The following is a 26,992-nucleotide window of genomic DNA, read 5'->3' as shown; positions in this document are numbered from 1 at the left end:
TCAGAACTTCTCGGACCAGGGGCGCAGGTCCAGCTCGTGCGTCCACGCATCGCGCGGCTGCGCATGCAGCATCCAGTAGCTGTCGGCGATGTGGTCCGGGTTCAGGATGCCGTCGCTGTCCTTCAGCGCATAGCGCTCGGGGAAGTTGCTGCGGATGAACTCGGTGTCGATGGCGCCGTCGACCACGACATGCGCGACGTGGATGCCCTGCGGCCCCAGCTCGCGCGCCATCGATTGGGCCAACGCGCGCAGGGCCATCTTGGCGCCCGAGAAGGCACCGAAGTTGGCCGCGCCGCGCAGCGAGGCCGTCGCGCCCGTGAAGATGATCGTGCCGCGATGGCCGCCTGCGGGCATCTCGCGCGCCACCATGCGCTTGGCCACTTCGCGGCCGTTGAGGAAGCCCGAGAAGCAGGCCATCTCCCACACCTTGAAGTACTTGCGCGCGGTCTCGGTGAGGATGCTCTCGGGCACGTTCGCGCCGATGTTGAACACCATCACCTCGATCGGCCCGACGGTCGATTCGATCTGCTCGATGAGCGCCACCACTTCTTCTTCCTTGCGTGCATCGCAGGCGAAGGCGTGGGCCCGGCCGCCGTCGGCCTCGATCTGCGCCACCAGCGGCTGCAGCTTGTCGAGGCTGCGCCGCGTGACGCAGGTGGCGTAGCCTTCGCGCGCGAAGCGGCGGGCGATGGCGCCGCCGGTGGCGTCGCCCGCACCGACGATCAATGCAGCCTTGGTGAGCGCCATGACGTTCATTCCTTGTAGTAGACGATCTGGTTCGAGGTGGCGAGCAACGCGCCCTTCTCGCTCCACAGCTGCGCCTTCTGGTCGAAGAAGCCGTTGAAGAACTGCTGCCCCGCCGCGCAGCCCAGCAGGTAGCCCGTGCCGACCTCGGCCAGCTCGGCGGCGCCGACGTGGAAGTAGGTGGTGATCGACACCGTGCCCGCGGGCACGTGCGCGGCGCGGCGCAGCCACACGCGCGGGTAGAACACGTCGCTCAATGCGGCGAGCGAGGCGAAGTCGAGCGGGCGTGCCTGCGCGTCGCGCACCCACAGACGGGTTTCACTGTGCTGCAGGCTGCCGTCCCACTTGGCGGGAATGCCGCCGCTGAAGGGACGCATCTCGTACTGCTCGAGCCAGGCCACGCCCGACGGGCCGATGCGGATGCGATCGACCGCCTCGGGCTTGGGCGCCTCGGGCATGGTGAGGTCGGCCTGGCTCCACGTGTCGCGGCGCGCGGCCGTGACCACGGTGGCGGTGGTCGTCATGTTCGCCGTGCCGTCGGCGCCGGGCTGCGTGATCGTCACCGTCCAGTGCTGCGTCGAGCGGTTGGTGCGCACGGCGGTGGCCTGGATGTCGAACGCGCCTTCGCCAAGCGCGGCCGCGTAGTTGACGGTCAGCGCGATGGGCGTGCCGAGCAGGTCGGGGTGCTTGAGCACCGCCTGCAGCGCGAGCGCCGCGGTGGTGCCGCCGAACGGGCCGACCATGTTCCAGTAGTCGGGACTCGTGGTGCCCGTGAAGTGCCCCACGCGGATGTCGCTGTGGTGCAGGGCCAGGGCTTTGTCGAGGGGGTGTGGGGTCGTGCTGCTCATGGTGATCGCCAGTGTGCCTGCGGAGGATGACGTCACGCAGTCGTGTGCGGGACGTTGGCGTGCTGCACTGCCGCAGGCGCGGTCAGTGCCGCGAGCCGATGCAGCTTGTCGAGCGTGCTCGGCCACAGGCTCTGGCTGAATTGCTCGCGGAAGAAACCGAAGTGGCCGATGCGCCGCGCCTGCACGTCGGCCGGCGCGATGCGCTCGACCGCGCTCGGCGCGCCTGCATAAAAACTCACGAGGCTGCGCGTGCCCGCATGCGTCATCAGTTCGTCGTCGGTCATCGAAAGCGCGAGCACCGGGAAGCGCACGCGCGCATAGCTTTGCAGCGCGGGCTCGCCTTCGGCGCCCACGCTGTAGCGCGGGTTCAGGCACCAGCGGCGCCATTGCAGGATCACGCCGCGCGGCAGGTCGCCGACCTTCTTCAGCTTGCGGCCCGGAAAGTAGCCCCACAGGCGCGTCGCCAGCGGCACCAGCACGAACCAGAAATACAGGATGCTGCGCCGCAGCTTCGGCGCGTTCTCGCGCCAGTAGCCGCTGCCGGCCGCGATGCTCACGAGGCCGTCGACCTGCCCGGGCCGCTGCAGGAAGCCCGGCAGCTGCGCGCCGAGGCTGTGGCCCAGCAGGTACAGAGGTTCGTCGGGCAGCGCGACCTTCGCGGCGTCGATCACCGCCTCGTAGTCGCGCGCCCAGTCGAACAGGTCGGCCTGGAAACCGCGCAGCGGCGCATCGCCGAGCGAGTCGCCGCTGCCGCGGTAGTCGAAGGTCCAGACCCGCAGGCCCTGCCCCGCGAGCCAGTGCGCGAAGGGCTCGTAGAACGACTGGCGCACGCCCATCGCACCGCCGATGACGATGCTGGCGCGCGGGGCGCCGGCGGGGTCGTAGCGGCGCAGCGCCACGTGGGCGCCGGCGTCGACCGGCAGTTGCAGGGCTTGCATTCCGTGGTCTCCTTCGTTCTGCGGCCCCTTGCTAGGGCGTCCCGGGGTCGGACGGATCAGACGCGTTCAAAAATGCCCGCTGCGCCCTGGCCCATGCCCACGCACATCGTGACCATGCCGTACTTCAGCTTCTCGCGGCGCAGCGCGTGCACCACGGTGGCCGCGCGGATCGCGCCGGTCGCGCCCAGCGGGTGGCCCAGTGCAATGGCGCCGCCCATCGGGTTGACCTTCGACGGATCGAGCCCCAGCGTGTTCATCACCGCGAGCGATTGCGCGGCGAAGGCTTCGTTGAGTTCGAACCAGTCGATGTCTTCGTGCTTCAGGCCTGCATAGCGCAGCGCGGCCGGAATCGCCTCGATCGGGCCGATGCCCATGATGTGCGGCGGCACGCCCTTGCTGGCGAAGCTCACGAAGCGTGCGAGCGGCGTGAGGCCGTACTGCTTGATGGCCTTCTCGCTCGCCAGGATCAGCGCGCCCGCGCCGTCGGAGGTCTGCGAGCTGTTGCCGGCCGTCACGGTGCCGCGCGCGGCGAACACGGTGCGCAGCTTGGCCAGGCCTTCGATGCTGGTGTCGGGGCGCGCGCCTTCGTCCAGGCTCACGGTGCGGGTCTTGGCGATCGACTCGCCGGTTTCCAGGTTCGGTGTGCGGTCGGTCACTTCGATCGGCGTGATCTCGTCGGCGAACTTGCCGGCGGCCTGCGCGGCCAGTGCCTTCTGGTGCGAGGCCAGCGCGAACGCGTCCTGCGCCTCGCGGCTCACCTTCCACTGCTGCGCGACCTTCTCGGCCGTGAGGCCCATGCCGTAGGCAATGCCCACGTCGCCTTCGCGCTCGAAAATCGAGGGCGACAGCGAGGGCGAGTTGCCCATCATCGGCACCATGCTCATGCTCTCGACGCCGGCCGCGATCATCACGTCGGCTTCGCCGACGCGGATGCGGTCCGCCGCCATCTGCACGGCCGACAGGCCCGAGGCGCAGAAGCGGTTCACGGTGATGCCGCCGATGCTGGTGGGCAGGCCGGCCAGGACCGCGCCGATGCGCGCGACGTTCAGGCCCTGCTGCGATTCGGGAATCGCACAGCCGCAGATGATGTCTTCGATGGCCTTCGGATCGAGGCCGGGAACTGCCGCGAGTGCCGCCTTCAGCGTGGTCGCGAGCAGGTCGTCGGGGCGGTAGTTGCGGAAGTAGCCGCGGTGCGACTTGCCGATGGGCGTGCGGGTGGCGGAGACGATGTAGGCGTCTTGTACTTGCTTGCTCATGAAATCTGTCCTTAGTTGCGCACGGGCTTGCCGGTGCTGAGCATGCCCATGATGCGTTCCTGCGTCTTGGGGTGCACGATGAGCGAGCAGAACGCCTTGCGTTCCAGCGTCATCAGGTATTCCTCGGTCACGAGCGAGCCCGCGTCCACGTCGCCGCCGGTGACCACGTTCGCGATCAGGCTGGCAATGTGGAAGTCGTGCGCGCTGATGAAGCCGCCGTCGCGCATGTTCACCAGCTGGCCCTTGATCGTCGCGGCGCCGCTGCGGCCCGCCACGCGGAAGGTGCGGCGCAGCGGCGGGCGGTAGCCGGCGTCGGCCATGGCCTTGGCCTGCTGCAGTGCCACGTAGAGCAGCTCGTCCTTGTTCGGCACGATCACGTCGCTGTCGAGCAGGTAGCCCAGCTTCTTCGAATCGAGCGCGCCCGTGCCGACCTTGGCCATCGCCGCGGCGGTGAAGCCTTCGGTGAGGAAGGGCAGCAGGTCGGTGCCCGTCGAAGCCGATGCGTTCTCGGCCGCACGGCGTGCGATGTAGGTCAGGCCGCCCGCGCCGGGGATCAGGCCCACGCCGACTTCGACCAGGCCGATGTAGCTTTCCATCGCGACGACGCGCTTGGCCGAGTGGATGGCCAGCTCGCAGCCGCCGCCCAGCGCCATGCCGCGCACGGCGGAGATCACCGGCACGTTGGCGTAGCGGATCTTGAGCATGACGTTCTGCAGCTCTTCTTCCGCGCCTTCGACCGCGCCGATGCCCGCGACCACGAAGGCCGGCAGCATCGCCTGCAGATCGGCGCCGACCGAGAACACCTCGTCGGGCGACCAGATCACCAGGCCCTTGTATTCGGCTTCGGCCAGGTCGACCGCGGCGCCCAGCGCCTCGGCCACGTCGGGGCTGATGGCGTGCATCTTCGACTGGATGCTCGCGATGAGCACCTCGCCGTCGAGCGTCCACACGCGCACATCGCCTTCGTCGCTGATCGTGGTGCCGGCCGTGTTGGCATCGGCCGCATTGGCACCGAGCACGCTCTCGGGGAACAGCTGGCGGTCGTGCACGGGCAGCTTGCGCTGCGGCACGAACTTGTTCTGCGAGGCGCTCCACGAGCCTTCAGGCGTGTGCACGCCGCCGGCCTGCGCGACCGGGCCTTCGAAGACCCACTTGGGCAGCGGTGCGGTGCTCAGTGCCTTGCCCGCGTCGATGTCTTCCTGCACCCACTTGGCGACCTGCGCCCAGCCGGCTTCCTGCCACAGCTCGAACGGGCCCTGCTTCATGCCGAAGCCCCAGCGCATCGCGAAGTCGATGTCGCGCGCGCTCTCGGCGATGTCGGCCAGGTGCACGGCGGCGTAGTGGAAGCCGTCGCGCAGGATGGCCCAGAGGAACTGGCCCTGCGGTCCTTCGCTCTCGCGCAGCAGCTTCAGGCGTTCGCCCGCGGGCTTCTTGAGCATGCGGCCGTACACCTCGTCGGCCTTCGCGCCGGCGGGCACGTACTCGCCGCTCTTCAGGTCGAAGCGCAGGATGTCGCGGCCGGCCTTCTTGAAGAAGCCGGCCTTGGTCTTCTGGCCCAGGTTGCCCAGCTCCAGCAGCTTGGCGAGCACCGGCGGCGTCGCGAAGTTGGCGTAGAACGGATCGGTCTCGGCGTTCAGGTTGTCCTGCAGCGTCTTCACGACGTGGGCCATGGTGTCCAGGCCCACCACGTCGGCGGTGCGGAAAGTGCCCGAGCTCGCGCGGCCCAGCTTCTTGCCGGTGAGGTCGTCCACCACGTCGGGCGTGAGGCCGAACTTCTCGACTTCCTTCAGCGTGGCCAGCATGCCGGCGATGCCGACGCGGTTGGCGATGAAGTTGGGCGTGTCGTGCGCACGCACCACGCCCTTGCCGAGCGTGCTGGTGACGAAGGCCTCGAGGTCGTCGAGCACCTGGGGTTGCGTGGTGGGCGTGTTGATCAGCTCCACCAGGAACATGTAGCGCGGCGGGTTGAAGAAGTGAATGCCGCAGAAACGCGGCTTCAGGGCTTCAGGCAATGCTTCGCTGAGCTTGGTGATCGACAGGCCCGAGGTGTTCGAGGCCAGGATCGAATGCTTGGCGACGTGGGGCGCGATCTTCTTGTACAGATCGAGCTTCCAGTCCATGCGCTCGGCAATGGCTTCGATGATGAGGTCGCACTCGCCGAGCTTGGCCAGGTCGTCTTCGTAGTTGGCCTGCTCGATCAGACCCGCGTCGGCCACGTCGCCCAGGGGCGCGGGCTTGAGCTTCTTGAGGTTGTCGATGGCGCGCGTGACGATGCCGTTCTTCGCTGCACCTTGAGCGACCGCACCGGTCGCGTCCTTGGCGGCCAGATCGAACAGCACGACGGGCACGCGCACGTTGACGAGGTGGGCGGCAATCTGCGCGCCCATCACGCCGGCGCCGAGCACGGCGACCTTCTTCACTTGAAATCGGGACATGTTGCTTGGTATTTCTTGGATAGGTTGTGCGCGGAGTTACTGCACACGGTTCCAGGTTTGGGTGCGCCAGAAGGGGCCGAGGTAGCCGCGCACTTCCAGCTTCTTGCCGCCGTCAATGGGCGTGAAGCTCGCGCGGTACTCCTTGCCGTTCTCGGGGTCGAGGATCTTCCCGCCTTCCCAGACGTCCTTGCCCTCGGCCTTCTTGCCGCCACGGATGATCTCCAGGCCCGCGATGGGCTTGCCCTTGCGGTCGTCGGCGCATTCGTCGCAGGTGGCGTCGGGCTTGGTGTCTTTCTTCAACGACTTCTCGATGCGCCCGAGCAGCGCGCCGTTGGTCTCGGCGATGCGGATCTCGGCCTTGGCCTCGCCGGTCTTGTCGTCGACGTTGCGCCACAGGCCCACCGGCGTGCTCTGGGCCATGGCCGAGACGGCGGTGACGGTGAACAAGACGGCTGCAAGCGTTGCTTTCATGAGCGGGCTCCCGGTGGGTCGATGAAGAAAGGCTGTGTGTCGCTTAAGCGAGTGCTGCGTCGGTGTCCATCAGCACCTTGCTGCCGGCGCGCGCGGTGCGCATCAGCGTCGCGGTCTCGGGGAACAGCTTGGCGAAGTAGAAGCGCGCGGTCTGCAGCTTGGCGACGTAGAACGGGTCGTTGTTGCCGGCGGCGATTTCGCGCAGGGCCACTTGCGCCATGCGGGCGAACAGGTAGCCGAACACGAAGTGGCCGGCCACGCGCAGGTAGTCGACGGCGGCGGCGCCCACTTCGTCGGGGTTCTGGAAGCCCTTGAAGCCGATCTCGGTCGTGAACTTGGTGAGTTGGTCGCCCAGCATCGCGATCGGGTTGATGAACTCGGCCATCTTCTCGTTCACGCCTTCTTCTTCCACCAGCTTGGCGACGAGCTTGCCGAATTTCTTCAGCGAGGCGCCGTTGTTGCCCAGGATCTTGCGGCCCAAGAGGTCCAGCGACTGGATGGTGTTGGTGCCTTCATAGATCATGTTGATGCGGTTGTCGCGCACGAACTGCTCCATGCCCCATTCCTTGATGAAGCCGTGGCCGCCGAAGACCTGCATGCACGAGTTCGTCGCGATGTGGCCGTTGTCGGTGATGAAAGCCTTGACGATGGGCGTGAGCAGCGCGACCAGCTCGCCGCTGTCCTTGCGCACCTTCTCGTCGGGGTGGTTGTGTTCCTTGTCGAGCAGCAGCGTGCAGAAGATCTGCAGCGCGCGGCCGCCTTCGGCATACGCCTTGGCCGTGAGCAGCATCTTGCGCACGTCGGGGTGCACGATGATGGGGTCTGCTTCCTTGTCCTTGGCCTTCACGCCCGAGAGCGAACGCATCTGGATGCGGTCCTTGGCGTAGGCCAGTGCATTCTGGTAAGCCACTTCGGTCAGGCCCAGCGACTGGTTGCCCACGCCCAGGCGAGCGGCGTTCATCATCACGAACATCGCGGCCAGGCCCTTGTTGGGCTCGCCCACCAGCGTGCCGGTGGCGCCTTCGATCACGATCTGCGCGGTGGCGTTGCCGTGGATGCCCATCTTGTGCTCCAGGCCGGCGCAGAAGATCGGGTTGCGCTCGCCCAGCGAGCCGTCGGCCTTGACGTGGAACTTCGGCACCACGAACAGGCTGATGCCCTTGCTGCCCTTGGGCGCGTCCGGCAGGCGGGCCAGCACCAGGTGAATGATGTTGCTCGTCATGTCGTGCTCGCCGGCCGAGATGAAGATCTTGCTGCCAGTGATGCGGTAGGTGCCGTCCGCCTGCGGCTCGGCCTTGGTGCGCAGCAGGCCCAGGTCGGTGCCGCAATGGGGTTCGGTCAGGCACATGGTGCCGGTCCACTCGCCGCTCGTGAGCTTGGGCAGGTAGGTCTTCTTCTGGTCGTCGGTGCCGTGCGCGGCCAGTGCCTCGTAGGCGCCGTGCGAGAGGCCCGGGTACATGGTCCAGGCCTGGTTGGCGCTGTTGAGCATTTCGAACAGGCACTGGTTCACCACGAACGGCAGGCCCTGGCCGCCGAAGGCCGGGTCGCACGACAGTGCAGGCCAGCCGCCTTCGACGTACTTGGCGTAGGCATCCTTGAAGCCCGTGGGCGTCTTCACTTCGTGCGTGGCCTTGTCGAGCACGCAGCCTTCTTCGTCGCCGCTGATGTTCAGCGGGAAGGTGACTTCGGCAGCGAACTTGCCGGCCTCTTCGATCACCGCGTTGATGGTGTCGGCATCGGTCTCGGCGTGGGCCGGCAGTGCCTTGAGTTCCTCGGCGACGTTGAGCACTTCGTGCAGCACGAACTGCATGTCACGCACGGGGGGGTTGTAGGTAGGCATCCGGGACTCTCCTGGTCGAAGCTAGATAGATTGGAAAAAACGAAAACGGAAAAACGAAACGGGCAGCCGTGGCACTCAGCGCACGGTCTTGAGCCGGCGCGTGCCGCGCGCAGCGGGCGCGGACTCGGCGGCATTGGAGGCGGGTGGCGCGTCCGGCGTGGCGGCGCGCGCGAGGATGTTGTCGAAGCCGACGTTGGCGCGCCCGATGGAGCCGGGCACCTGCAGGAAGCGGGCTTCGTAGTGCAGCGCGAGGATCAGGCCGTGGATCTCGAACCCGACCTGGCGCTCGTCCGCGTCGGCGCGCAGGTGGCCTTCGGTCTTGGACTGCACGATGGCGCGCAGCACGGCGGCCTGCCAGATGCTGACCGACTCGACCAGCGCATCGCGCACCGGGCCCGGGCGGTCGTCGAATTCGGAGGCGCCGCTGATGTAGATGCAGCCCGAGTCGATTTCGGTGGAGGTGCGCTTCATCCAGTTGGCGAACATGGCGCGAAGGCGCGGCAGGCCGCGCGGGGCCTGCAGGGCGGGGAAGAACACCTCCTGCTCGAAGCGGGCGTGGTATTCGCGCACCACCGAGATCTGCAGTTCCTCGCGCGAGCCGAAGTGGGCGAACACGCCCGACTTGCTCATCTTGGTGATCTCGGCCACGGCGCCGATCGACAGGCCCTCGAGCCCGATCTGCGCGGCCAGCGCCAGCGCGGCGTCGACGATGATGGCCTTGGTCTGCTGGCCCTTGGGGGCGGCGCGGGCCGGCTTGGCGGGAACGGCGGTGGCAGACATCGTGAAAGCTCCGAATAAAACGAACGGTCGTTCTATTTTGCAGGGGCTTTGCACTTTTGACCGCAAATGACCTTGGGCGGCGCTGGGTTAATAAAGGTTAGCCAAAGCAAGGGGCGGCCGCCAGGGGGCCGCACCCTTGCCCCACGGGATCAGAACTCCTGCGACACGGGCCGCAGCACGACCTCGTTGATGTCCACGTTGGCCGGCTGCTCCACCGCGTAGACGATGGCGCGCGCCACCGAGTCGGCCGGAATCTGGTTGGCGTCGTAGAAGGCCTTCACGCCGACGGCGCTCTCGGCGTCGCTGCTGCCGAACTTCAGCTCCGAGTCCACCGCGCCGGGCGACACGATGGTCACGCGCACGCCGCTGTTGCCCACCTCCACGCGCAGGCCTTCGGAGATGGCGCGCACCGCGTGCTTGGTGGCGCTGTAGACGGTGCCGATGGGCGTGAACACCTTCAGCCCGGCGATCGACGCGACGTTGACGATGTGGCCGCTGCCCTGCGCCTGCATGCGCGGCAGCACGGCGGCGATGCCGTAGAGCACGCCCTTGATGTTGACGTCGATGGTGCGATCCCACTCGTCGACCTTGAGTTTGTCCAGCGGCGACAGCGGCATCACGCCCGCGTTGTTGACCAGTACGTCGATGCGGCCGAAGGCCTCGACCGTCGCGGCCGCGAGCTTTTCGAGGTCGGCGCGCTGGGCCACATCGGTGGCCACGGCGATGGCGTCGCCGCCGGCCTCGCGGATCTCGGCGACGACCCGGTCGAGCCGGTCGGTGCGGCGGGCCGCGAGCACCACCTTGGCGCCGCGCGCGGCCAGGTGGCGCGCCGTCGATTCGCCCAGGCCGCTGCTGGCGCCGGTGACGATGGCAACCTTGCCCTGGATGTTGTCTTGAATGGAGGTCATGGAATTTCCTTGGGGTGTGTTGAAGAAGTGCATGCAGTGTGGAAAATCCACGCGTTCCAGTAAATGAAACTCTGGCGACTTCAGAATTCCCCAAAAAGGAACACCCCATGTCCAACCGCCTCGAAGCCCTGCGCGTGTTCTTCACCGCCGCCGATGCCGCCAACTTCCGCGAGGCGGCCGTGCGCCTGTCGGTGTCGCCGCAGGTGGTGACGCGCGCGGTGCGCGAACTCGAAGAAGAACTGGGCGAGCCGCTCTTTCACCGCAGCACGCGCGGCGTGCAGCTCACCGATTTCGGGCGCCAGCTCGCCGAGCGCGCCCGCGTGGCCGTGGGCGGCGTGGACGAACTTTTCCACCGCATCGACCGGCGCGCGCTGTCGCAGCACACGGGCACGGTGCGGGTCACGGCGCCGCATGTGTACGCCCGGCTGATCCCGCAGGCGCTGGCGCCGCTGCTGGAGGCACACCCGGGGCTGGTGCTCGACCTGCGGCTGTCGGAGCAGCATGCCGACGTGGTCGACCAGCAGATCGACCTCGGCGTGCGCGTCGGCCCGATGCGCGACGCGCGCTTCGTGGCCCGGGGTGTGGGAAAGATGTCGCTGTGCGTGGTGGCATCACCTGCACTCATCGAGCGGGTCGGTGCGCCGCGCACCGTCGATGCGCTGTCCGGGCTGCCGGTGACGGCGCTGATCGACCACAGCTCGGGCCGGCCCTGGCCGTGGGCGTTCAGCAAGAAGCGGGTGTTCACCGTGTCGTCGCCCGCGTTCGTGACGGACAACATCGACGCCGAATGCGCCGCGGTGCTGGCGGGCATCGGCTTCGGGCAGCTCATCGGGCCGCTGGCGCAGCCGTGGCTGCAGTCGGGTGCGCTGGTGGAGGTGCTGGCGGCCGAGGCGCCCGAGCCTTGGCCGATCCACGTCTACCGCCCGCAGCGCGCGCCGGTGCCGGCGCGCGTGCGGCTGGTGTACGACGAGCTGGTGCGCGTGCTCAGAGCTTGAAGGGCACCACTTCCTGGCGCTGCTCGCCCAGGCCTTCGATGCCCAGCGTCATCACGTCGCCCTTCTTCAGGAACAGCGGCGGCTTCATGCCCATGCCGACGCCGGGCGGCGTGCCGGTGGTGATCACGTCGCCGGGCATCAGCGTCATGAACTGGCTCACGTAGCTCACGAGCTTGGCCACGCTGAAGATCATGGTCTTGGTGCTGCCGGTCTGCACGCGCTGGCCGTTGAGGTCGAGCCACATCGCGAGCTTCTGCGGGTTCTCGATCTCGTCGCGCGTGACGAGCCAGGGGCCGATGGGGCCGAAGGTGTCGCAGCCCTTGCCCTTGTCCCAGGTGCCGCCGCGCTCGATCTGGTATTCACGCTCGCTCACGTCGTTGATGGTGCAGTAGCCGGCCACGTAGTCGAGTGCGCTCTTCTGCGACACATAACGCGCCTTCGTGCCGATGACCACGCCGAGCTCGACCTCCCAGTCGGACTTGACCGAGCCCTTGGGCAGCATCACCGGGTCGTTCGGGCCCTGGATGCAGCTGGTGGCCTTCATGAAGACGATGGGTTCCTTGGGCACCGGCAGGCCCGACTCGGCCGCGTGGTCCGCGTAGTTCAGGCCGATGGCGATGAACTTGCCGACGTTGGCCACCGGGCTGCCGAAGCGCGGCTTGCCCTTGACCAGCGGCAGCTTGTCGACCTTGGTCTTGCGCAGCTTGGCAAGGGCGGCATCGCCGAGCTGGTCGGGACCGATGTCCTTGATGACGGCGCTCAGGTCGCGCAGCTTGCCTTCGTTGTCGATGAGGCCGGGCTTCTCTTTGCCGGGGTTGCCGTAGCGGACGAGTTTCATGCGTTCCTTTCAGTGCATTGAATGGGGAATCAGTAGGTGGAGCGGCCGCCTGACAGGTCGAACACGGCGCCGGTGGAAAACGAACAATCGTCGGTGCAGAGCCAGCCGACCATCGCGGCCACCTCTTCCACCGTGCCGAAGCGGCCCATGGGAATCTTCGAAAGCATGAAGGCGATGTGGTCGGGGGTCATCTGGTCGAAGATGGCGGTCTTCACCGCCGCGGGCGTCACGCAGTTCACGCGGATGCCGGTGTCGGCCAGTTCCTTGCCGAGCGACTTGGTGAGCCCGATGACGGCCGCCTTGCTCGCACTGTACGCGCTGGCGTTGGGGTTGCCGTCCTTGCCCGCCACCGAGGCGATGTTGACGATGCGGCCTTCGCCTTTCGTGCCCTGCCTGCGCATCTGCGCCACCACCTCGCGGCAGCACAGGAACACGCCGTTGACGTTGACCTCCATCACCTGGCGCCAGTCGTCCACCGGGTAGTCCCACAGCTTGACGTTGGGCCCGGTGATGCCGGCGCTGTTGACCAGCGCATCGATGCGCGGCGCGTGCGCGAGCGTGGCGGCCACGGCTTTCGCGACCGACGGCTGCTGCGTCACGTCGACCTTCAGTGCGAAGGCCTTGGCGCCCAGCGCTTCGGCCGCGCGCACCGCGGCGGCCTCGTCGCGGTCCCACAGCGTGACGCTGCCGCCCGAGGCGACGAGCCGCTGCGCGATGCCGAAGCCCAGCCCCGTGGCACCGCCGGTGACCACGGCGTGGCGGCCTTCGAAATCGAGCCGGTTCATATCGTGATGCCGCCGTCGACCGTGAAGTACTGGCCGGTGGCGAAGATGGATTCGTCGCTCGCCAGGAACACCACCACCGGCGCGATCTCCTCGGCCTGCGCGAGCCGGCCCATGGGCTGGCGCGCCACGAAGGCCTTGCGCGCGGCCTCGGGGTCGGCGTTGGCGTTGATGCGATCGCCCAGCGAGGGCGTGTCGACCGTGCCCGGGCACACGGCATTGCAGCGGATGCCGCGCGCCACGTAGTCGGCCGCCACGCTCTTGGTGAGGCCGAGCACGGCCGCCTTGGTGGTGCCGTAGACGAAGCGGTTGGGCAGGCCCTTGATGCTGGAGCACACGCTGGCCATGTTGATGATGCTGCCGCGCCCGGCCGCGAGCATGCCGGGCAGCACGGCCTGGATGGTCCACATCTGGGCGCGCACGTTGAGGCGAAAGGCAAAGTCGAGGTCGTCGTCACCGGCCTGCTCGATCGTGCCGTTGTGCACCACGCCCGCGCAGTTGAACAGCACGTCGAGCGTGGGCAGCTGCGCCACGACCGCGCCGATGGCGGCCTTGTCGAGCACGTCGAGCTTCAGGGCCGTGACGTTCGCCACACCGGCATAGGCCGACAGCAGCTGCTCGTTGACGTCGGTGGCCCACACATGGGCGCCCTCGGCCGCGAGCGCCAGCACGCTGGCGCGGCCGATGCCCTGGCCGGCGGCAGTGACGAGCACGGTCTTTCCCTTCAATCTCATGGTCGGTGTCTCCTGGGGTGTTCTGCGGATGCGGGGTGGGTTCGGGTTAGGCCCGATGGGTGACATCTGTGAATCGCCGTATTCTGAATTGGCCTTACCACTTGTCCAATTCAGGACAACCCTTAAGCCGATCCACCGCCTCGCCCGCACCCACACCCTGCTCCCGTGCCGCTCCAGACCGTCGAACCCCAACGCCTCTATCGCCAGATTGCCGACCAGCTCCGGGGGCTGATCGCCAAGGGCGAATTCGACGTGGGCGCGCGCCTGCCCGCCGAGCGCGACCTGGCCAAGCAGCTCGGCGTGAGCCGGCCCTCGGTGCGCGAGGCGCTCATCGCGCTGGAGGTCGAGGGCTGGGTCGAGGTGCGCACCGGTTCGGGCGTGTACGTGCTCGACCGCTCGCACCGCGCCAGCGCACCGGTGGCGCCCACCGAGTGGGGGCCGCTGGAGCTGATCCGCGCGCGCCGCGTGATCGAGGGCGAGACCGCCGCCATCGCCGCCCTCTCGGGCAAGCGCAAGGACGTGGACGCGATGACGCGCGCCATCGCCACCATGCGCGAGATGGCCGACCGCAACGTCATGCCGCTGGACGGCGACCGCGCCTTTCACCTGGCCATCGTCGGCGCCAGCGGCAACGTGGTGCTGGTCGAGACGGTGCAGGGCTTCTGGGATTCGCGCCGCGGGCCGATCTTCACGCGGCTGGGCGGCTACTTCGAGACCGTGACCTCGTGGCGCGCCGCCATCACCGAGCACGAGGCGATCCGCGACGCCATTGCCGCGCGCGACGCCGACGCCGCGCGCAGCGCGATGCACACGCACATGGACAACTCGCACCACCGTTTCAGCGCGAGCTGGCGCCGCGCCAAGCCCGCCTGATTCCTCGCCAGCCTTCCTGCCAGTTCACTACAACGGAGACACACCCCATGATCAGCAGCAGCAAGAACAGCAAACGCACCGCCCTCAAGGCCCTGGCCGCCTGCGCCCTCGCGGCCGGCGCGCTGGGCGTATCGGGCATCGCCTCGGCGCAGACCAAGCTCAAGTGGGCGCACGTGTACGAGACCTCGGAGCCCTTCCACAAGTACTCGGTGTGGGCGGCCGAGGAGATCAAGAAGCGCAGCAACGGCAAGTACGACATCCAGGTGTTCCCGGCCTCCAGCCTGGGCAAGGAAGCCGACATCAACCAGGGCCTGACGCTGGGCACGGTCGACATCGTGCTGACCGGTGCGAGCTTCGCGGGCAACAGCTACAAGCCGCTGGCCATCACCTACTTTCCGTTCATCTTCCGCGACGCGGAGCACCAGCTGAAGTACGCCAGGAGCGACGTGTTCAAGGAGCTCGCCAAGGGCTACGACGACAAGACCGGCAACCACATCACGGCGCTCAACTACTACGGCGCGCGCCACGTCACCTCGAGCGCGGCCAAGCCGGTGAGCAAGCCCGAGGACATGAAGGGCCTGAAGATCCGCGTGCCCGACGCGCCCGCCTACCTGGCCTTTCCCAAGTCGCTGGGCGCCAATGCCACGCCGATCGCCTTCGCCGAGGTCTACCTCGCGCTGCAAAGCGGCACCGTGGATGCGCAGGAGAACCCGCTGCCCACCATCGAGGCCAAGAAGTTCTACGAGGTGCAGAAGAACATCTCGCTGACCGGCCACATCGTCGACTCGCTGCTCACTGTGGTCTCGGGCCAGCTGTGGGCCAAGCTCAGCGCCGACGAGAAGAAGATGTTCAACGACGTGATGCAGGAAGCCGCCGAGAAAACCGGCCGCGAGATCATCGCCTCCGAGACCCGGCTGGTGGAGGAGTTCAAGAAGAAGGGCAACAACGTGATCACGGTCGACAAGGGCGCGTTCCGCGAGGCCGTGCTCAAGAACACCAAGCCCACCGACCACGGCTACCGCCAGCAGGACTACGACCGCATCATCGCGATCAAGTAAGGCCACACGATGAGCGACGACAAGCTGCTGGGCGACGACGGCGAGTTCCACGCCAAGGACGAGGCCGTCGACCTGTCCGGCACCACCGTGGAGGCCTGGGCCGCCCTGGGCATCTTCTGGGTGCTGGGCCTCACGGTGCTCTACCAGTTCGTGACGCGCTACGTGCTGAACGACTCGGCCTCCTGGACCGAGGAGATCGCGCGCTACCTGCTGGTGGGCACGGTGTTCGTGGGCGCGTCGATCGGCGTGGCGCGCAACAACCACATCCAGGTCGACTTCTTCTACCGCCACATGCCACCGGCCATGGGCCGCGCGCTGGGCCTGCTGGTCGACGTGCTGCGCACGGCGTTCTTCGCGGCGGCCGTGGTCATGACGGTGCAGATGATGCTCAAGATCGGCAACAACGCGAGCATGACCATCGTCGACCTGCCGATGAACATCGTCTACGGCGTGTGCCTCCTGGGCTTCGTCGCCATGTGCGTGCGCTCGGTGCAGGTGAGCGTGGTGCACTGGCGCCGCGGCTACTGCGTGCTGGAGCGGCCCGAATCCACGATCGACGACCGCTGAGGTCGCAACCCCACTCCATCACGACAACAACATGCTGAAGATCGCCTTCCTGCTCTTCATGAGCGCCGGCATCCCGGTCGCCGTGGCCATGGCCGGTGCCTCGCTGGTCTACATACTCTGGAGCGGCAACCTGCCGGGCTTCGTCGTCATTCACCGCATGGTGAGCGGCGTCGACAGCTTTCCGCTGCTGGCCGTTCCCTTCTTCATCCTCGCCGGCAACCTGATGAACAACGCCGGCATCACCAACCGCATCTACAACTTCGCGCTCGCATTGGTGGGCTGGCTCAAGGGCGGCCTGGGGCACGTGAACATCCTGGGCTCGGTGATCTTCTCGGGCATGAGCGGCACCGCCATCGCGGACGCGGCAGGCCTGGGCACGATCGAGATCAAGGCGATGAAGGAGCACGGCTACTCGACCGAGTTCGCGGTCGGCGTGACCGCGGCCTCGGCCACGCTGGGGCCGATCATTCCGCCGAGCCTGCCCTTCGTGATCTACGGGATGATGGCCAACGTGTCGGTGGGCGCGCTGTTCATCGCGGGGCTGATGCCGGGGCTGATCATGACGCTGCTCATGATGCTCACGGTGGCCTACTACGCGCACAAGAACGGCTGGGGCGCGGACGTGAAGTTCCAGTGGCCGCGCCTCATGAAGGCGCTGGTCGAGCTGCTGGTGGTGTGCCTGTGGCCCACGCTGCTGTGGTTCGCAGTCGACAAGTTCGGCGCGCCGGCCCAACCGGCGGTGGCCATTGCGCTGGTGATTCTTTTCGCGGCCGACAAGGTCTTCAAGTTCGAAGCGGTGCTGCCGATCATGACGCCGGTGCTGCTCATCGGCGGCATGGCGACGGGCCTGTTCACCGCCACCGAAGGCGCCATTGCCGCCTGCGTGTGGGCGATGGTGCTGGGCTTCTTCTGGTACCGCACGCTGCAGTGGAAGATGTTCGTCAAGGTGTGCCTGGAGACGGTGGAGTCGACCTCGACGGTGCTCTTCATCGTGGCAGCCGCCTCGATCTTCGGCTGGATGCTGACGGCCACCGGCGTCACGGCCGACATCGCGGGCTGGGTGCTCAACTTCACCAAGGAAGCCTGGGTGTTCCTGCTGCTGGCGAACCTGCTGATGCTGTTCGTGGGCTGCTTCCTGGAGACCACCGCAGCCATCACGATCCTGGTGCCGATCCTCTTGCCGATCTCGAACCAGCTGGGCATCGACCCGGTGCACTTCGGCGTGGTGATGGTGCTCAACCTCATGATCGGCGTGCTGCACCCGCCAATGGGCATGGTGCTGTTCGTGCTGGCGCGCATCGCCAACCTCAGCATCGAGCGCACGACGATGGCGATCCTGCCCTGGCTGGTGCCGTTGCTGTTGAGCCTGGGCATCATCACCTACTGGCCTGCCACCGTGCTGTGGCTGCCGAAGATCATGCAGTAACGACCACCGCCGGCGCACCCGCGCCGGCTCCGAGAACGATACCCACGATGACCCCCTACATCCGACTCCATCCCGCTGACGACGTCGTCATCGCGCGTTCGCAACTGCTGGGCGGCACGCTCGTCGAGAACGTGGCCGTGCGCGGCCTGATTCCGCCGGGCCACAAGATCGCCATGCGCGCCATCGCGCAGGGCGAACCGGTGCGCCGCTACAACCAGATCATCGGCTTCGCGAGCAAGCCCATCGCGGCCGGCGAACACGTGCACACGCAGAATCTGGACATGGGCCCCGACAAGGGCGACTTCGAGCGCGACTACGCCTTCGGCGCCGACGTGAAGCCCGCGCCCGCGAAACGCGAAGCCACCTTCATGGGCATCCAGCGCGCCGACGGCCGCGTGGCCACGCGCAACTACATCGGCGTGCTGACCAGCGTGAACTGCTCGGCCACAGCCGCGCGCGCCATTGCCGACCACTTCTCGCGCAAGACGAATCCGCAGGCGCTCGCCGCGTTTCCGAACGTCGACGGCGTGGTCGCGCTGACGCACGGCACGGGCTGCGGCATGGACACGCAGGGCATGGGCATGCAGATCCTGGAGCGCACGCTCACGGGCTATGCCACGCACCCGAACTTCGCAGGCGTGCTGGTCGTCGGGCTCGGCTGCGAAGCCAACCAGATCAACGCCTGGCTCGCGACCGGCCACCTGGCCGAGGGCGAGAACTTCCGCACCTTCAACATCCAGGACACGGGCGGCACGCGCAAGACGGTCGAAAAAGGCGTGGCGCTCATCAATGAAATGCTGCCGCGCGCCAACGCAGTGAAGCGCGAGCCGTGCAGCGCGGCGCACATCACGATCGGGCTGCAGTGCGGCGGCTCCGACGGCTACTCGGGCATCAGCGCCAACCCGGCGCTCGGTGCGGCGGTCGACCTGCTGGTGGCGCACGGCGGCACGGCCATTCTGAGCGAAACGCCCGAGGTCTACGGCGCCGAGCACCTGCTGACACGCCGCGCGGTGAAGCGCGAGGTGGGCCAGAAGCTGGTGGAGCGCATCAAGTGGTGGGAGCACTACACCGCCATCAACGAGGGCGAGATGAACAACAACCCCTCGCCGGGCAACAAGGCGGGCGGGCTCACCACCATCCTCGAAAAATCACTGGGCGCGGTCGCCAAGGGCGGCACCAGCAACCTCGAAGCCGTGTACGAGTACGCCGAGCCTGTCACCGCGCACGGCTTCGTCTACATGGACACGCCAGGCTACGACCCGGTGAGCGCCACGGGCCAGGTGGCCGGCGGCGCGAACCTGATCTGCTTCACGACCGGGCGCGGCTCGGCGTATGGCTGTGCGCCCTCGCCCTCGCTCAAGCTGGCAACCAACTCGGCGCTGTGGCAGCGGCAGGAAGAAGACATGGACATCAACTGCGGCGAGATCGTGGACGGCACGGCCTCGATCCAGGAAATGGGCCAGCGCATCTTCGAGCTGGTGCTGGCCACGGCCTCGGGTGCGCACTCGAAGAGCGAGCAGCACGGCTACGGGCAGAACGAGTTCGTGCCGTGGCAAGTCGGCGCGGTGATGTGAGGCCCACGCAGCCCCTGCCCGCCCTTCCCTTCGGCCACGCCATCCCATTGAACGCAAGAGGAGCCTGATCCATGTCCAGAACCCTGCCGGCCGACGGCCTGCAAGCCAACGTCGCCCGCATCCTCGAAGCGGCGGGCAGCAGCGCCGCCGAAGCGCAGCAGGTGGCCGCCAACCTCGTGCTGGCCAACCTCAGCGGGCACGACTCGCACGGCGTGGGCATGCTGCCGCGCTACATCGATGCGGTGGCCGAAGGCGGCCTCGTGCCCAACGCGGCCGTGAAGGTCAACCTCGACATCGGCACACTGATGGGCCTGGACGGCCAGCACGGCTACGGGCAGATCGTCGGCGTGCAGGCGATGGAACTCGGCATCGCGCGCGCCAAGCAGCACGGCAGCTGCATCTTCACGCTCGCGAACGCGCACCACCTGGGGCGCATCGGCCATTTCGCGGAGATGGCGACGGCGCAGGGGCTGGTGGCGATGCACTTCGTCAACGTGCTCTCGCGGCCCGTGGTGGCGCCCTGGGGCGGCGGCGACGGGCGCTTCGGCACCAACCCGTGCTGCATCGGCATTCCGCTGGCGGGCGCCGAGCCCTTCGTGCTCGACTACGCGACCAGCCGCGTGGCGCAGGGCAAGATGCGCGTGGCCCACAACAAGGGCGAGCAGGTGCCCGACGGCTACCTCATCGACGAGCGCGGCGCGCCCACCAACGACCCCGGCGTGGTCGTGGTGCCGCAGGGCAACGGCCTGTTCGGCGCGCTCATGACCTTCGGCGAACACAAGGGCTACGGCATGGCCGTGGCCTGCGAGCTGCTGGGCGGCGCACTCACGGGCGGCGGCACCTGGCACCGGCCGGCGGACACGGCACGCACGGTGCTCAACGGCATGCTGACGGTGCTGATCGACCCCGTGAAGCTCGGCACGCAGAAAGCCTTCGACGAGGAGGCGCGCGAGTTCATCGACTGGCTGCGGCAAAGCCCGCCGGGCCAGGGCTTCGAGGCCGTGCAGATCGCGGGCGAGCCGGAGCGCCAGGCGCGCGCGGCGCGTCGGCGCGACGGCGTGTGGGTCGATGACGCGACCTGGGGCGAGATCGTCGCCGCCGGTGCCAAGGTGGGCGTGGCCGTCGCCTAGCGCCGCGCCGCCTGGCGCGACTTCTGGCTCAGCACCAGCGCGATGCCGCCGAGGATCGCCACCGAGGCGAGCGCCAGCCGCGGCGTGATCGCTTCCGACAGGAACAGCACGCCGCCGAACGCCGCCAGGAGCGGCACCGACAGCTGCACCGTGGCCGCCCGCAAGGCCGACAGCCGGCCCAGCGCCGCGTACCAGACGACGTAGCCGAGCCCCGAGGTCAGCGCACCGGAGGCCACGGCCAGCGCGACGCCGCGCGCATCGGCGTGCGCGCGCGTGGCGAACACCAGGCTCAGCGCCAGGGCCAATGGCACAGCGCGCAGGAAGTTGCGCGCGGTCGCGGCCAGCGGGTCGGCCACGCCCCGGCCGCGCAGCGAATACACGCCCCACGCCACGCCCGCCACCGCCATCAGCACGGCGCCGAGCAACGGCGGCGCGGCAACGCCCGGCGACACCAGGTAGACGAGTCCGGCCGCCGCAAGGACAAAGCCGCACCACGCGAGCACCCCGAAGCGCTCGCCGCCGCCCAGCCCCGCGCCCAGCATCGTGAGCTGCACCGCGCCGAAGAGGATCAGCGCGCCCGTGCCCGCCGGGAGGCTGAGGTAGGCAAAGGAGAAGAACGCGACGTACGCGAACAGCATGACGGCTGGGAGCCAGCCGGTGTGCCCGAGCGCGGGCGGCTGCGATCGGAAGCGCACGACAAGCGCGAGCGTGATCGCCCCCGACGCGAGCCGGATGCTGCCGAAGCTGGCGGGGTCGATGCCGCCGTGCTGCAGTGCGAGCCGGCACAGCAGCGAGTTGGCCGCGAACGCGACCATGGCGACCGCGGTGAGCGCGACGGCGTGCAGGAGAAGGGCTGGGCGGGCAGCGGCGTCAGGCATGGCGCGCCCCGGAAGGACAGCGGCGGCGGGAAGGACAAGCACTCATGCGAGCCTCCGATCCAGAGGTCATGCGAAACGGGCTTGTCACCGCGGCACCGCGTGGCGGCAAGGGAGGAAATCGATCGTACGCGCCGCAAAGGGCCGCGTCGAGTTCAGCGTGGCGGTGCTGGACCTGCCGGCCCGGCCTTCAGACGATCAGGGCGATCGTGGCTTCCAGGTGCTCAGAAGGGGCGCGGCGGAAACCCGAGCGCGCAAAGCGCTGCAGCTGCCCGACCACGAAGGCCGTGAGCGCCGCGGCGCGCACCTGGGCATCGACGCTGGGCGTGGCCGAGCCGTCGGCGGCGGCCGCGCCGCGCAGCACCTGGCGCAGCGTGGCCTCGATCTTGTCGAAGAACTGGTTCATGCGCTGCTGCAGGCGCTCGTTCTCGAACACCAGCGCGTCGCCGACCATGACGCGCGTCATGCCGGGGTTGCGCTCGGCGAACTGCACGAGCAGCACGAGGATGCGGGCCGCCTGCTGGCTGCCGGTGGCGCCTTCGCGCTCGAGAATCTGGTTGACCAGCGTGAAGACGCTCTGCTCGATGAAGTCGATGAGGCCCTCGAACATCTGGGCCTTGCTCGCGAAGTGGCGGTACAGGGCCGCCTCGCTCACCTCGAGCCGCGCGGCCAGCGCGGCGGTGGTGACCCGCTCGGCACCGGGCTGCTCCAGCATGGCGGCCAGCGCCTGCAGGATCTGCACGCGCCGCTCGCCCGGCTTGGGGCGCTTGCGCGTCGGTGCGGCGGCGGGCGTGTCGGCCGGGGTCTCTACGCCGGGGGCAGCTGTCTCTTCGTTCTGCATGGGAGCGCGTGCAAAGATGTAATCAATTGATTCTCGCACAGCGCAGTGAGCGCGCGCCTTCCGCCGACGGAAGGCACGCGGAGGGCGCTCAGCGCGCCCGGATCATCGTGCCGTAGGCCTGGTCGGTCAGGATCTCGAGCAGCATCGCGTGCGGCACGCGGCCGTCGATGATGTGCACCGCATTCACGCCGCTCTTGGCCGCGTCGAGCGCGCCTTCGATCTTGGGCAGCATGCCGCCCGAAATGGTGCCGTCGGCGAACAGGTCGTCGATTTCGCGCGCGCTCAGGTTGGTGAGCAGGTTGCCGTTCTTGTCGAGCACGCCGGGCGTGTTGGTCAGCAGCATGAGCTTCTCGGCCTTGAGCACGGTGGCCAGCTTGCCGGCGACGACGTCGGCGTTGATGTTGTAGCTCTCGTTCTCCTCGCCGAAGCCGATGGGGCTCACGACGGGAATGAAGGCGTCGTCCTGCAGCGCCTTGACCACGCTGGGGTCGATGGAGACGATGTCGCCGACCTGGCCCACGTCGTGGTGCACGTTCGGGTCGGTGCGGTCGGCCAGCTTGAGTTTCTGCGCACGAATGAGGCCGCCGTCGCGCCCCGTGAGGCCCACGGCCTTGCCGCCGGCCTGGTTGATCAGGCCCACGATGTCCTGCTGCACCTCGCCGGCCAGCACCCATTCGACGACTTCCATGGTCTCGGCGTCGGTCACGCGCATGCCCTGCACGAAGCTGCCCTTCTTGCCCAGCTTGTTCAGCGCGGCCTCGATCTGCGGGCCGCCGCCGTGCACCACCACCGGGTTCATGCCGACCAGCTTGAGCAGCACCACGTCTTCGGCGAAGTCGGCCTGCAGTGCCGGGTCGGTCATGGCGTTGCCGCCGTACTTGATGACGATGGTCTTGCCGTGGAACTTGCGGATGTACGGCAGCGCCTGGGCCAGGATCTCGGCCTTGTCGCGCGGAGGGATGTTGAGGACGGGGTCGGTCATGGGCGGTCAGGCTCCAAAGCGGTGGACGATGGGAAGAATTCTCGCAACAAGGCGGCGCCGGCGGTCAGGGCCGCAGCCAGCGCGGGACCTTGAAGCGCACGATCATCAGGTACGCCCCGACGTAGGTCGTGACGAACAGAAGGCAGAACAGCATCAGCACGAAGGTGTTGTTCCAGAACAGCACCGCGGGCACCACCGACAGCGCGGCGAACATCCACAGGTAGGGCGAGGTGCGGTTGTTGCGCGCCAGCAGCTGGCGCGCCTCGTCGTCCGCGAAGGCCACGCGCACGATGCGCCGGAAGATCAGCTGGTGGAAGTGCAGCGCGTCGGCCGTGCCCGGCGACTGGCCCCGGGCCAGCTTGCGGTAGATGGAGAACAGCGTCTCCCACACCGGGTAGATCAGGAGCAGCATCGGGAACCATGGCGACACCACGCGGTGGCGCTGCACCAGCGTCACGCAGGCCACGGCGATCACCATGCCCCAGACGTAGGCGCCGCCGTCGCCGGCGAAGATCTTGCCGCGCGGGTAGTTCCAGACCAGGAAGCCGAAGGTGGCGCCGACCAGGCAGATCACCATCGCGGCCAGCTGCCGGTCGCCCAGCTGCAGCGCGACGTGCGAGATCGCCAGGCACACGAGCACGGCCACGGTGCCGGCCAGCCCGTTGTAGCCGTCGATGATGTTGAAGGCATGCGGCAGGCCGCCGATGGCCAGGGCCGCGAAGACCAGCGAGGCATAGGGCAGCAGCGCGAGCCAGCCGTCGAGCGTCTCGAAGCCGGTGCGCGCCACGCCCAGCCCCTGCACCCAGCACACCAGCAGCGCCGAGCCGATGGTCAGGCCCAGCCGGTAGCGCACCTTGACCTGCTGCGTCACGTCTTCGACGATGCCGCCGAGCACGGCGGGCAGGATGCACACCAGCGTGAGCATCGAGGACTTGAGCGGCCAGGCGATGTTCAGCGGCTCGATCAGGCCGGCGCCCAGCCAGGCCGCGCTCATGCCGAGCATGATGCCGGCCCCGCCCAGGCGCGGCACGTGGCCCTTGTGGAAACGCTGGGGCATGTCGGCGCCGTAGCGGCGCGCGTGTCTGCGCGCGCGGCGCATGAACAGCTGCACCGCGATGGCGGAGACGAAGAAACTGAGGATGATCAGGGCAATCATGAGTGGGGTTGGGGGAACCCTAGAATTCCCGAGCGAAATTAGACCATGCCCACGCCCCCTTCTTCACCCCACGCCCCGGTCACCCTGTCGATCGTGAGCCACGGCCAGCTCGCGCTGGTGCTGCCGCTGCTCGAGCAGCTCGACCGGCACAGCCGGAACGCGATCGCCAAGGTCGTGCTCACGCTGAACATTCCCGAGGCCGACCTGATCGCAGGACGCCAGTGGGGCTTTCCGATCGAGCGCATCGAGAACGCGGCGCCCCTGGGCTTCGGCGCCAACCACAACCAGGCCTTCGCGCGCTGCGACACGCCCTGGTTCCTGGTGCTCAACCCCGACATCCGCTTTGACGCCGACGTGCTCGCCCCGATGCTCGCCCAGGCCGCGCCCGACGCCGGCCTGATGACGCCGCGCATCCTGGAGTCGGGCCGGCCCGAGCCCGAGCCGCACCGCGCGCTGCTGACCCCCTTCGAGATCCTGGGCCGCAAGAAGCCCGGCTACCAGCCGCCGACCGTGCCGGCCTGGATTCCCGGCCTGTTCATGCTGTTTCGCAGCGAGGCCTACCGCAAGATCGGCGGCTTCGACGAACGCTTCTTCATGTACGGGGAAGACTTCGACATCTGCGCCCGCACCCGCCTGGCCGGCTGGAAGCTCCAGGTGACCGAAGACCTGCGCGCGCGCCACGACGCCCAGCGCGCCAGCCACCGCAGCAAGAAGTACCTGTACTGGCACGTGACCAGCCTGCTCAAGGTGTGGCTGTCGGGCGCTTTCTGGCGCTACTGGCGGCTGCAGCGCGCCGCCGCCTGAAAAGGCACGGCGGCGTTTGCGAGGACAATCGGGGCCGAAAAGCCCCGCACGAAAAGCCCGCTAGCGCCGCTTTCAGCACCGACGATGACGACCACGAGCAGCCCGACCTCCCTCCCCGAACACGCCCACCTGGTTCACCCGAAATACCGCCCGGACATCGACGGGCTGCGCGCTGTCGCGGTGCTGTCGGTGCTCGGCTACCACGCGTTCCCGCAGTGGATCAAGGGCGGCTTCATCGGCGTCGACATCTTCTTCGTCATCTCGGGCTTCCTGATCACCACCATCATCCTGGGCAGCTTCCAGGGCGACGGCTTCAGCTACCGCGAGTTCTATGCGCGGCGCGTGAAGCGGATCTTTCCGGCGCTGGCGCTGGTGCTGCTGGCCACCATGGCCTTCGGCTGGTTCGCCCTGCTGCCGCACGAATGGGAACAGCTGGGCAAGCACGTGGCCGCGGGCGCAGGCTTCGTGTCGAACTTCGCCTTCTGGAGCGAGGCCGGCTACTTCGACAACGCCGCCGAGACCAAGCCGCTGCTGCACCTGTGGTCGCTGGCCATCGAGGAGCAGTTCTACATCTTCTGGCCCGTGCTGCTGGGCCTGGCCTGGAAGCGCAAGTGGCGCATGCTCGCGGTGCTCGGCACGGTGGCGGCGATGTCGTTCCTGCTCAACGTGACGACCATCCACAGCCACCGCACGGCCGCGTTCTATTCGCCGCTGTCGCGCTTCTGGGAGCTGATGATCGGCGGCATGCTGGCCTACGCGCGGCTGCACCGCCCGCCGCCGAAGGCGGGCTGGAGCCGCCACGCGCAGTCGATCGCCGGCCTCGTGCTGATCGTGCTGGGCCTGTGCTACATCCGCGGCGGCAAGGCCTTCCCCGGGTTCTGGGCCATCCTGCCGTCGGTGGGCGCCTTCTTCTGCATCGCCGCCGGGCCGAGCGGCGTGCTCAACCGCTACGTGCTGGCCTCCAAGCCGATGGTCTGGATCGGCCTGATCAGCTACCCGCTCTACCTCTGGCACTGGCCGCTGCTGGCCTATGCGCGCATCCTGGAAGGCAAGCTGCCGTCCGACGGCATCCGGGCGCTGATGCTGGTGGCGTCATTCGTGCTCGCCTGGCTGACCTACCGGTTCGTCGAACGCTACACGCGCCGCAGCGAGAACCCGACGGTGACGGCGGGGCTGGTGGCCGTGATGATCGGCTTCGTCGTGCTCGGCCTGCTGGCGACCACGCGCTACTACGTCGGCCGCCACAGCGATCCGTACTTCAACAAGACCGCCGCAGCCGCCAAGGACTGGGCCTACCCGGACGGCCTGAGCCCGATCAAGGTCGACGGCGAGGTGCTGCAGCAGATCGGACAGGGCAAGCGGCGGGTGCTGTTCTTCGGGGACAGCCATGTCGAGCAGTACGGGCCGCGCGCCGTCGAGCTCTCCAAGACCTCGCCAGGCACGCTCGATTCGCTCTCTTTCGTGACGTGGGGCGCCTGCCCGCCGATTCCCAACGTGGTCGACGAGCAGAACAACCTCTGCGGCGAACGCCGCGACGGCGGCATGCGGCTGGCCATGAGCGACCGGTTCGACGCCGTCGTCTTCGGCGGCTGCTGGAACTGCTACTTCACCGAGACCGGCAAGCCCAACGCCGAGAACGCAGCGGCCGACCGCTACTACTTCTTCGACGGCAAGGACAAGCGGCGCTTCATGGGCGGCGGCGGCGTGGACTTCTCGCTCAACATGCTCGAGACCGTGCTGACCACCTTGTCCAAGCACAAGCAGGTCTACCTGCTGCTGGACAACCCGGTCGGCGAGGGCTTCGGCCCCGAGGAGTTCATCAAGGGCGGCCGCCTGGGCGACATGCAAGTGGGCAAGATGTCGCCCACCGCCCCCTGGGACCCGCGGCAGAAGGCGCTGCACGAGCGCATGCGGCAGATCGCGCAGCGCAGCGGCGCCATCGTGATCGACCCGATCCCGACCCTGTGCCAGAAGGACTGGTGCACCCGCGCCGATGCCGACGCCACGCCGATCTACAAGGACGCGGGCCACCTGCGCGCCGAGTACGTACGCTCGCACGCCACCTACATGGACCCGGCGATGACGTCGGCGCCGGCCCGCTGAGGACCAGGCTGCGGCGGCCGGCGGGGCGCCCCCG

At 68.1% G+C, this 26,992-nt stretch carries 25 protein-coding genes; 9 read left to right on the top strand and 16 right to left on the bottom strand.

Annotated elements, in window-relative coordinates:
- The 9 genes from AC3WQR_RS02035 to AC3WQR_RS01995 form a co-directional block, all read right to left on the bottom strand.
- Positions 1-747 (bottom strand): SDR family oxidoreductase, encoded by a 747-nt coding sequence (locus tag AC3WQR_RS02035; RefSeq protein ID WP_095949525.1) that lies wholly within the window; start codon positions 745-747, stop codon positions 1-3.
- 5 nt (positions 748-752) lie between these two features.
- Complete coding sequence (locus AC3WQR_RS02030) at positions 753-1,592, bottom strand: acyl-CoA thioesterase (protein WP_492741004.1); 840 nt, start codon at positions 1,590-1,592, stop codon at positions 753-755.
- Between the two features lie 32 nt (positions 1,593-1,624).
- Positions 1,625-2,530 carry an alpha/beta hydrolase family protein gene (locus AC3WQR_RS02025; protein ID WP_492741003.1) on the bottom strand — a complete coding sequence of 302 codons (906 nt, stop codon included), beginning with the start codon at positions 2,528-2,530 and terminating at the stop codon, positions 1,625-1,627.
- A gap of 56 nt (positions 2,531-2,586) precedes the next feature.
- The gene (locus AC3WQR_RS02020; protein ID WP_062471086.1) at positions 2,587-3,786 is read right to left on the bottom strand and encodes an acetyl-CoA C-acyltransferase; all 1,200 of its coding nucleotides are present in this window, start codon (positions 3,784-3,786) and stop codon (positions 2,587-2,589) included.
- Positions 3,787-3,797: 11 nt separating this feature from the next.
- Positions 3,798-6,221, bottom strand: a complete 2,424-nt coding sequence (locus tag AC3WQR_RS02015; protein WP_492741002.1) for a 3-hydroxyacyl-CoA dehydrogenase/enoyl-CoA hydratase family protein — start codon at positions 6,219-6,221, stop codon at positions 3,798-3,800.
- Between the two features lie 36 nt (positions 6,222-6,257).
- Complete coding sequence (locus tag AC3WQR_RS02010; protein WP_070060217.1) at positions 6,258-6,692, bottom strand: DUF2147 domain-containing protein; 435 nt, start codon at positions 6,690-6,692, stop codon at positions 6,258-6,260.
- A gap of 43 nt (positions 6,693-6,735) precedes the next feature.
- Positions 6,736-8,532 carry an acyl-CoA dehydrogenase C-terminal domain-containing protein gene (locus tag AC3WQR_RS02005; RefSeq protein ID WP_369644812.1) on the bottom strand — a complete coding sequence of 599 codons (1,797 nt, stop codon included), beginning with the start codon at positions 8,530-8,532 and terminating at the stop codon, positions 6,736-6,738.
- A 75-nt stretch (positions 8,533-8,607) separates the two neighbouring features.
- Positions 8,608-9,312 carry a TetR/AcrR family transcriptional regulator gene (locus AC3WQR_RS02000; protein WP_070060219.1) on the bottom strand — a complete coding sequence of 235 codons (705 nt, stop codon included), beginning with the start codon at positions 9,310-9,312 and terminating at the stop codon, positions 8,608-8,610.
- A gap of 149 nt (positions 9,313-9,461) precedes the next feature.
- Positions 9,462-10,220 (bottom strand): SDR family oxidoreductase, encoded by a 759-nt coding sequence (locus AC3WQR_RS01995; protein ID WP_492741001.1) that lies wholly within the window; start codon positions 10,218-10,220, stop codon positions 9,462-9,464.
- Positions 10,221-10,327: 107 nt separating this feature from the next.
- Here AC3WQR_RS01995 and AC3WQR_RS01990 point away from each other — a divergent pair, with 107 nt between their 5' ends.
- On the top strand, positions 10,328-11,215 hold the full coding sequence (locus tag AC3WQR_RS01990; protein ID WP_492741000.1) for a LysR family transcriptional regulator: 888 nt from the start codon (positions 10,328-10,330) through the stop codon (positions 11,213-11,215).
- Here the strand turns inward: AC3WQR_RS01990 and AC3WQR_RS01985 are convergent.
- The 3 genes from AC3WQR_RS01985 to AC3WQR_RS01975 are packed head-to-tail and all read right to left on the bottom strand — an operon-like array spanning position 11,205 to position 13,569.
- Positions 11,205-12,053: a fumarylacetoacetate hydrolase family protein gene (locus AC3WQR_RS01985; protein ID WP_492740999.1), complete on the bottom strand. Its 849-nt coding sequence runs from the start codon at positions 12,051-12,053 to the stop codon at positions 11,205-11,207. The genes AC3WQR_RS01990 and AC3WQR_RS01985 overlap by 11 nt on opposite strands.
- Before the next feature lie 29 nt (positions 12,054-12,082).
- The gene (locus AC3WQR_RS01980) at positions 12,083-12,838 is read right to left on the bottom strand and encodes an SDR family NAD(P)-dependent oxidoreductase (protein ID WP_492740998.1); all 756 of its coding nucleotides are present in this window, start codon (positions 12,836-12,838) and stop codon (positions 12,083-12,085) included.
- Complete coding sequence (locus AC3WQR_RS01975) at positions 12,835-13,569, bottom strand: SDR family oxidoreductase (protein ID WP_307635964.1); 735 nt, start codon at positions 13,567-13,569, stop codon at positions 12,835-12,837. Before AC3WQR_RS01975 ends, AC3WQR_RS01980 begins: the two co-directional genes overlap by 4 nt.
- Positions 13,570-13,734: 165 nt before the next feature.
- Here AC3WQR_RS01975 and AC3WQR_RS01970 point away from each other — a divergent pair, with 165 nt between their 5' ends.
- The 6 genes from AC3WQR_RS01970 to AC3WQR_RS01945 all read left to right on the top strand — a co-directional run bounded on the left by AC3WQR_RS01970 (position 13,735) and on the right by AC3WQR_RS01945 (position 20,197).
- Positions 13,735-14,442, top strand: a complete 708-nt coding sequence (locus tag AC3WQR_RS01970) for a FadR/GntR family transcriptional regulator (protein ID WP_062471117.1) — start codon at positions 13,735-13,737, stop codon at positions 14,440-14,442.
- 47 nt (positions 14,443-14,489) lie between these two features.
- Positions 14,490-15,500, top strand: a complete 1,011-nt coding sequence (locus AC3WQR_RS01965) for a sialic acid TRAP transporter substrate-binding protein SiaP (protein WP_070060224.1) — start codon at positions 14,490-14,492, stop codon at positions 15,498-15,500.
- A gap of 9 nt (positions 15,501-15,509) precedes the next feature.
- A complete protein-coding gene (locus AC3WQR_RS01960) occupies positions 15,510-16,067 on the top strand; it encodes a TRAP transporter small permease (protein WP_070060225.1) in 558 nt (185 codons plus the stop codon).
- 31 nt (positions 16,068-16,098) lie between these two features.
- Complete coding sequence (locus AC3WQR_RS01955) at positions 16,099-17,493, top strand: TRAP transporter large permease (RefSeq protein WP_070060226.1); 1,395 nt, start codon at positions 16,099-16,101, stop codon at positions 17,491-17,493.
- A 47-nt stretch (positions 17,494-17,540) separates the two neighbouring features.
- Positions 17,541-19,067 (top strand): UxaA family hydrolase, encoded by a 1,527-nt coding sequence (locus AC3WQR_RS01950; RefSeq protein ID WP_492740997.1) that lies wholly within the window; start codon positions 17,541-17,543, stop codon positions 19,065-19,067.
- A 71-nt stretch (positions 19,068-19,138) separates the two neighbouring features.
- Positions 19,139-20,197 carry a malate/lactate/ureidoglycolate dehydrogenase gene (locus AC3WQR_RS01945; RefSeq protein WP_492740996.1) on the top strand — a complete coding sequence of 353 codons (1,059 nt, stop codon included), beginning with the start codon at positions 19,139-19,141 and terminating at the stop codon, positions 20,195-20,197.
- On the opposite strand, the gene AC3WQR_RS01940 is transcribed toward AC3WQR_RS01945, so the two are convergent.
- The 4 genes from AC3WQR_RS01940 to AC3WQR_RS01925 all read right to left on the bottom strand — a co-directional run bounded on the left by AC3WQR_RS01940 (position 20,194) and on the right by AC3WQR_RS01925 (position 24,051).
- Positions 20,194-21,075, bottom strand: coding sequence for a DMT family transporter (locus tag AC3WQR_RS01940; protein ID WP_492740995.1), 882 nt, complete (start codon positions 21,073-21,075; stop codon positions 20,194-20,196). The genes AC3WQR_RS01945 and AC3WQR_RS01940 overlap by 4 nt on opposite strands.
- A 187-nt stretch (positions 21,076-21,262) precedes the next feature.
- A complete protein-coding gene (gene slmA, locus AC3WQR_RS01935) occupies positions 21,263-21,913 on the bottom strand; it encodes a nucleoid occlusion factor SlmA (protein WP_062471138.1) in 651 nt (216 codons plus the stop codon).
- 88 nt (positions 21,914-22,001) lie between these two features.
- A complete protein-coding gene (gene argB / locus AC3WQR_RS01930) occupies positions 22,002-22,895 on the bottom strand; it encodes an acetylglutamate kinase (protein ID WP_062471140.1) in 894 nt (297 codons plus the stop codon).
- A 64-nt stretch (positions 22,896-22,959) separates the two neighbouring features.
- The gene (locus AC3WQR_RS01925) at positions 22,960-24,051 is read right to left on the bottom strand and encodes a glycosyltransferase family 4 protein (protein ID WP_062471143.1); all 1,092 of its coding nucleotides are present in this window, start codon (positions 24,049-24,051) and stop codon (positions 22,960-22,962) included.
- A gap of 45 nt (positions 24,052-24,096) precedes the next feature.
- On the opposite strand from AC3WQR_RS01925, the gene AC3WQR_RS01920 reads away from it, so the two are divergent.
- Positions 24,097-24,855, top strand: coding sequence for a glycosyltransferase family 2 protein (locus AC3WQR_RS01920; RefSeq protein WP_492740994.1), 759 nt, complete (start codon positions 24,097-24,099; stop codon positions 24,853-24,855).
- 84 nt (positions 24,856-24,939) lie between these two features.
- The gene (locus tag AC3WQR_RS01915) at positions 24,940-26,958 is read left to right on the top strand and encodes an acyltransferase family protein (RefSeq protein ID WP_492740993.1); all 2,019 of its coding nucleotides are present in this window, start codon (positions 24,940-24,942) and stop codon (positions 26,956-26,958) included.
- Positions 26,959-26,992 lie beyond the last annotated feature (34 nt).

Source organism: Variovorax sp. FW305-3-2-15-B-LB1 (assembly GCF_058787635.1).
The sequence above is the reverse complement of the archived record's forward strand: the minus strand, read 5'-3'. Positions and strand labels throughout refer to the sequence as shown.

Bases quoted from the DNA above. Each gene is read 5' to 3' on its own strand.
- AC3WQR_RS02035 (WP_095949525.1), bottom strand. From the start codon at position 747: ATGGCGCTCACCAAGGCTGCATTGATCGTCGGTGCGGGCGACGCCACC.
- AC3WQR_RS02030 (WP_492741004.1), bottom strand. From the start codon at position 1,592: ATGAGCAGCACGACCCCACACCCCCTCGACAAAGCCCTGGCCCTGCAC.
- AC3WQR_RS02025 (WP_492741003.1), bottom strand. From the start codon at position 2,530: ATGCAAGCCCTGCAACTGCCGGTCGACGCCGGCGCCCACGTGGCGCTG.
- AC3WQR_RS02020 (WP_062471086.1), bottom strand. From the start codon at position 3,786: ATGAGCAAGCAAGTACAAGACGCCTACATCGTCTCCGCCACCCGCACG.
- AC3WQR_RS02015 (WP_492741002.1), bottom strand. From the start codon at position 6,221: ATGTCCCGATTTCAAGTGAAGAAGGTCGCCGTGCTCGGCGCCGGCGTG.
- AC3WQR_RS02010 (WP_070060217.1), bottom strand. From the start codon at position 6,692: ATGAAAGCAACGCTTGCAGCCGTCTTGTTCACCGTCACCGCCGTCTCG.
- AC3WQR_RS02005 (WP_369644812.1), bottom strand. From the start codon at position 8,532: ATGCCTACCTACAACCCCCCCGTGCGTGACATGCAGTTCGTGCTGCAC.
- AC3WQR_RS02000 (WP_070060219.1), bottom strand. From the start codon at position 9,312: ATGTCTGCCACCGCCGTTCCCGCCAAGCCGGCCCGCGCCGCCCCCAAG.
- AC3WQR_RS01995 (WP_492741001.1), bottom strand. From the start codon at position 10,220: ATGACCTCCATTCAAGACAACATCCAGGGCAAGGTTGCCATCGTCACC.
- AC3WQR_RS01990 (WP_492741000.1), top strand. From the start codon at position 10,328: ATGTCCAACCGCCTCGAAGCCCTGCGCGTGTTCTTCACCGCCGCCGAT.
- AC3WQR_RS01985 (WP_492740999.1), bottom strand. From the start codon at position 12,053: ATGAAACTCGTCCGCTACGGCAACCCCGGCAAAGAGAAGCCCGGCCTC.
- AC3WQR_RS01980 (WP_492740998.1), bottom strand. From the start codon at position 12,838: ATGAACCGGCTCGATTTCGAAGGCCGCCACGCCGTGGTCACCGGCGGT.
- AC3WQR_RS01975 (WP_307635964.1), bottom strand. From the start codon at position 13,569: ATGAGATTGAAGGGAAAGACCGTGCTCGTCACTGCCGCCGGCCAGGGC.
- AC3WQR_RS01965 (WP_070060224.1), top strand. From the start codon at position 14,490: ATGATCAGCAGCAGCAAGAACAGCAAACGCACCGCCCTCAAGGCCCTG.
- AC3WQR_RS01960 (WP_070060225.1), top strand. From the start codon at position 15,510: ATGAGCGACGACAAGCTGCTGGGCGACGACGGCGAGTTCCACGCCAAG.
- AC3WQR_RS01955 (WP_070060226.1), top strand. From the start codon at position 16,099: ATGCTGAAGATCGCCTTCCTGCTCTTCATGAGCGCCGGCATCCCGGTC.
- AC3WQR_RS01950 (WP_492740997.1), top strand. From the start codon at position 17,541: ATGACCCCCTACATCCGACTCCATCCCGCTGACGACGTCGTCATCGCG.
- AC3WQR_RS01945 (WP_492740996.1), top strand. From the start codon at position 19,139: ATGTCCAGAACCCTGCCGGCCGACGGCCTGCAAGCCAACGTCGCCCGC.
- AC3WQR_RS01940 (WP_492740995.1), bottom strand. From the start codon at position 21,075: ATGCCTGACGCCGCTGCCCGCCCAGCCCTTCTCCTGCACGCCGTCGCG.
- slmA (WP_062471138.1), bottom strand. From the start codon at position 21,913: ATGCAGAACGAAGAGACAGCTGCCCCCGGCGTAGAGACCCCGGCCGAC.
- argB (WP_062471140.1), bottom strand. From the start codon at position 22,895: ATGACCGACCCCGTCCTCAACATCCCTCCGCGCGACAAGGCCGAGATC.
- AC3WQR_RS01925 (WP_062471143.1), bottom strand. From the start codon at position 24,051: ATGATTGCCCTGATCATCCTCAGTTTCTTCGTCTCCGCCATCGCGGTG.
- AC3WQR_RS01920 (WP_492740994.1), top strand. From the start codon at position 24,097: ATGCCCACGCCCCCTTCTTCACCCCACGCCCCGGTCACCCTGTCGATC.
- AC3WQR_RS01915 (WP_492740993.1), top strand. From the start codon at position 24,940: ATGACGACCACGAGCAGCCCGACCTCCCTCCCCGAACACGCCCACCTG.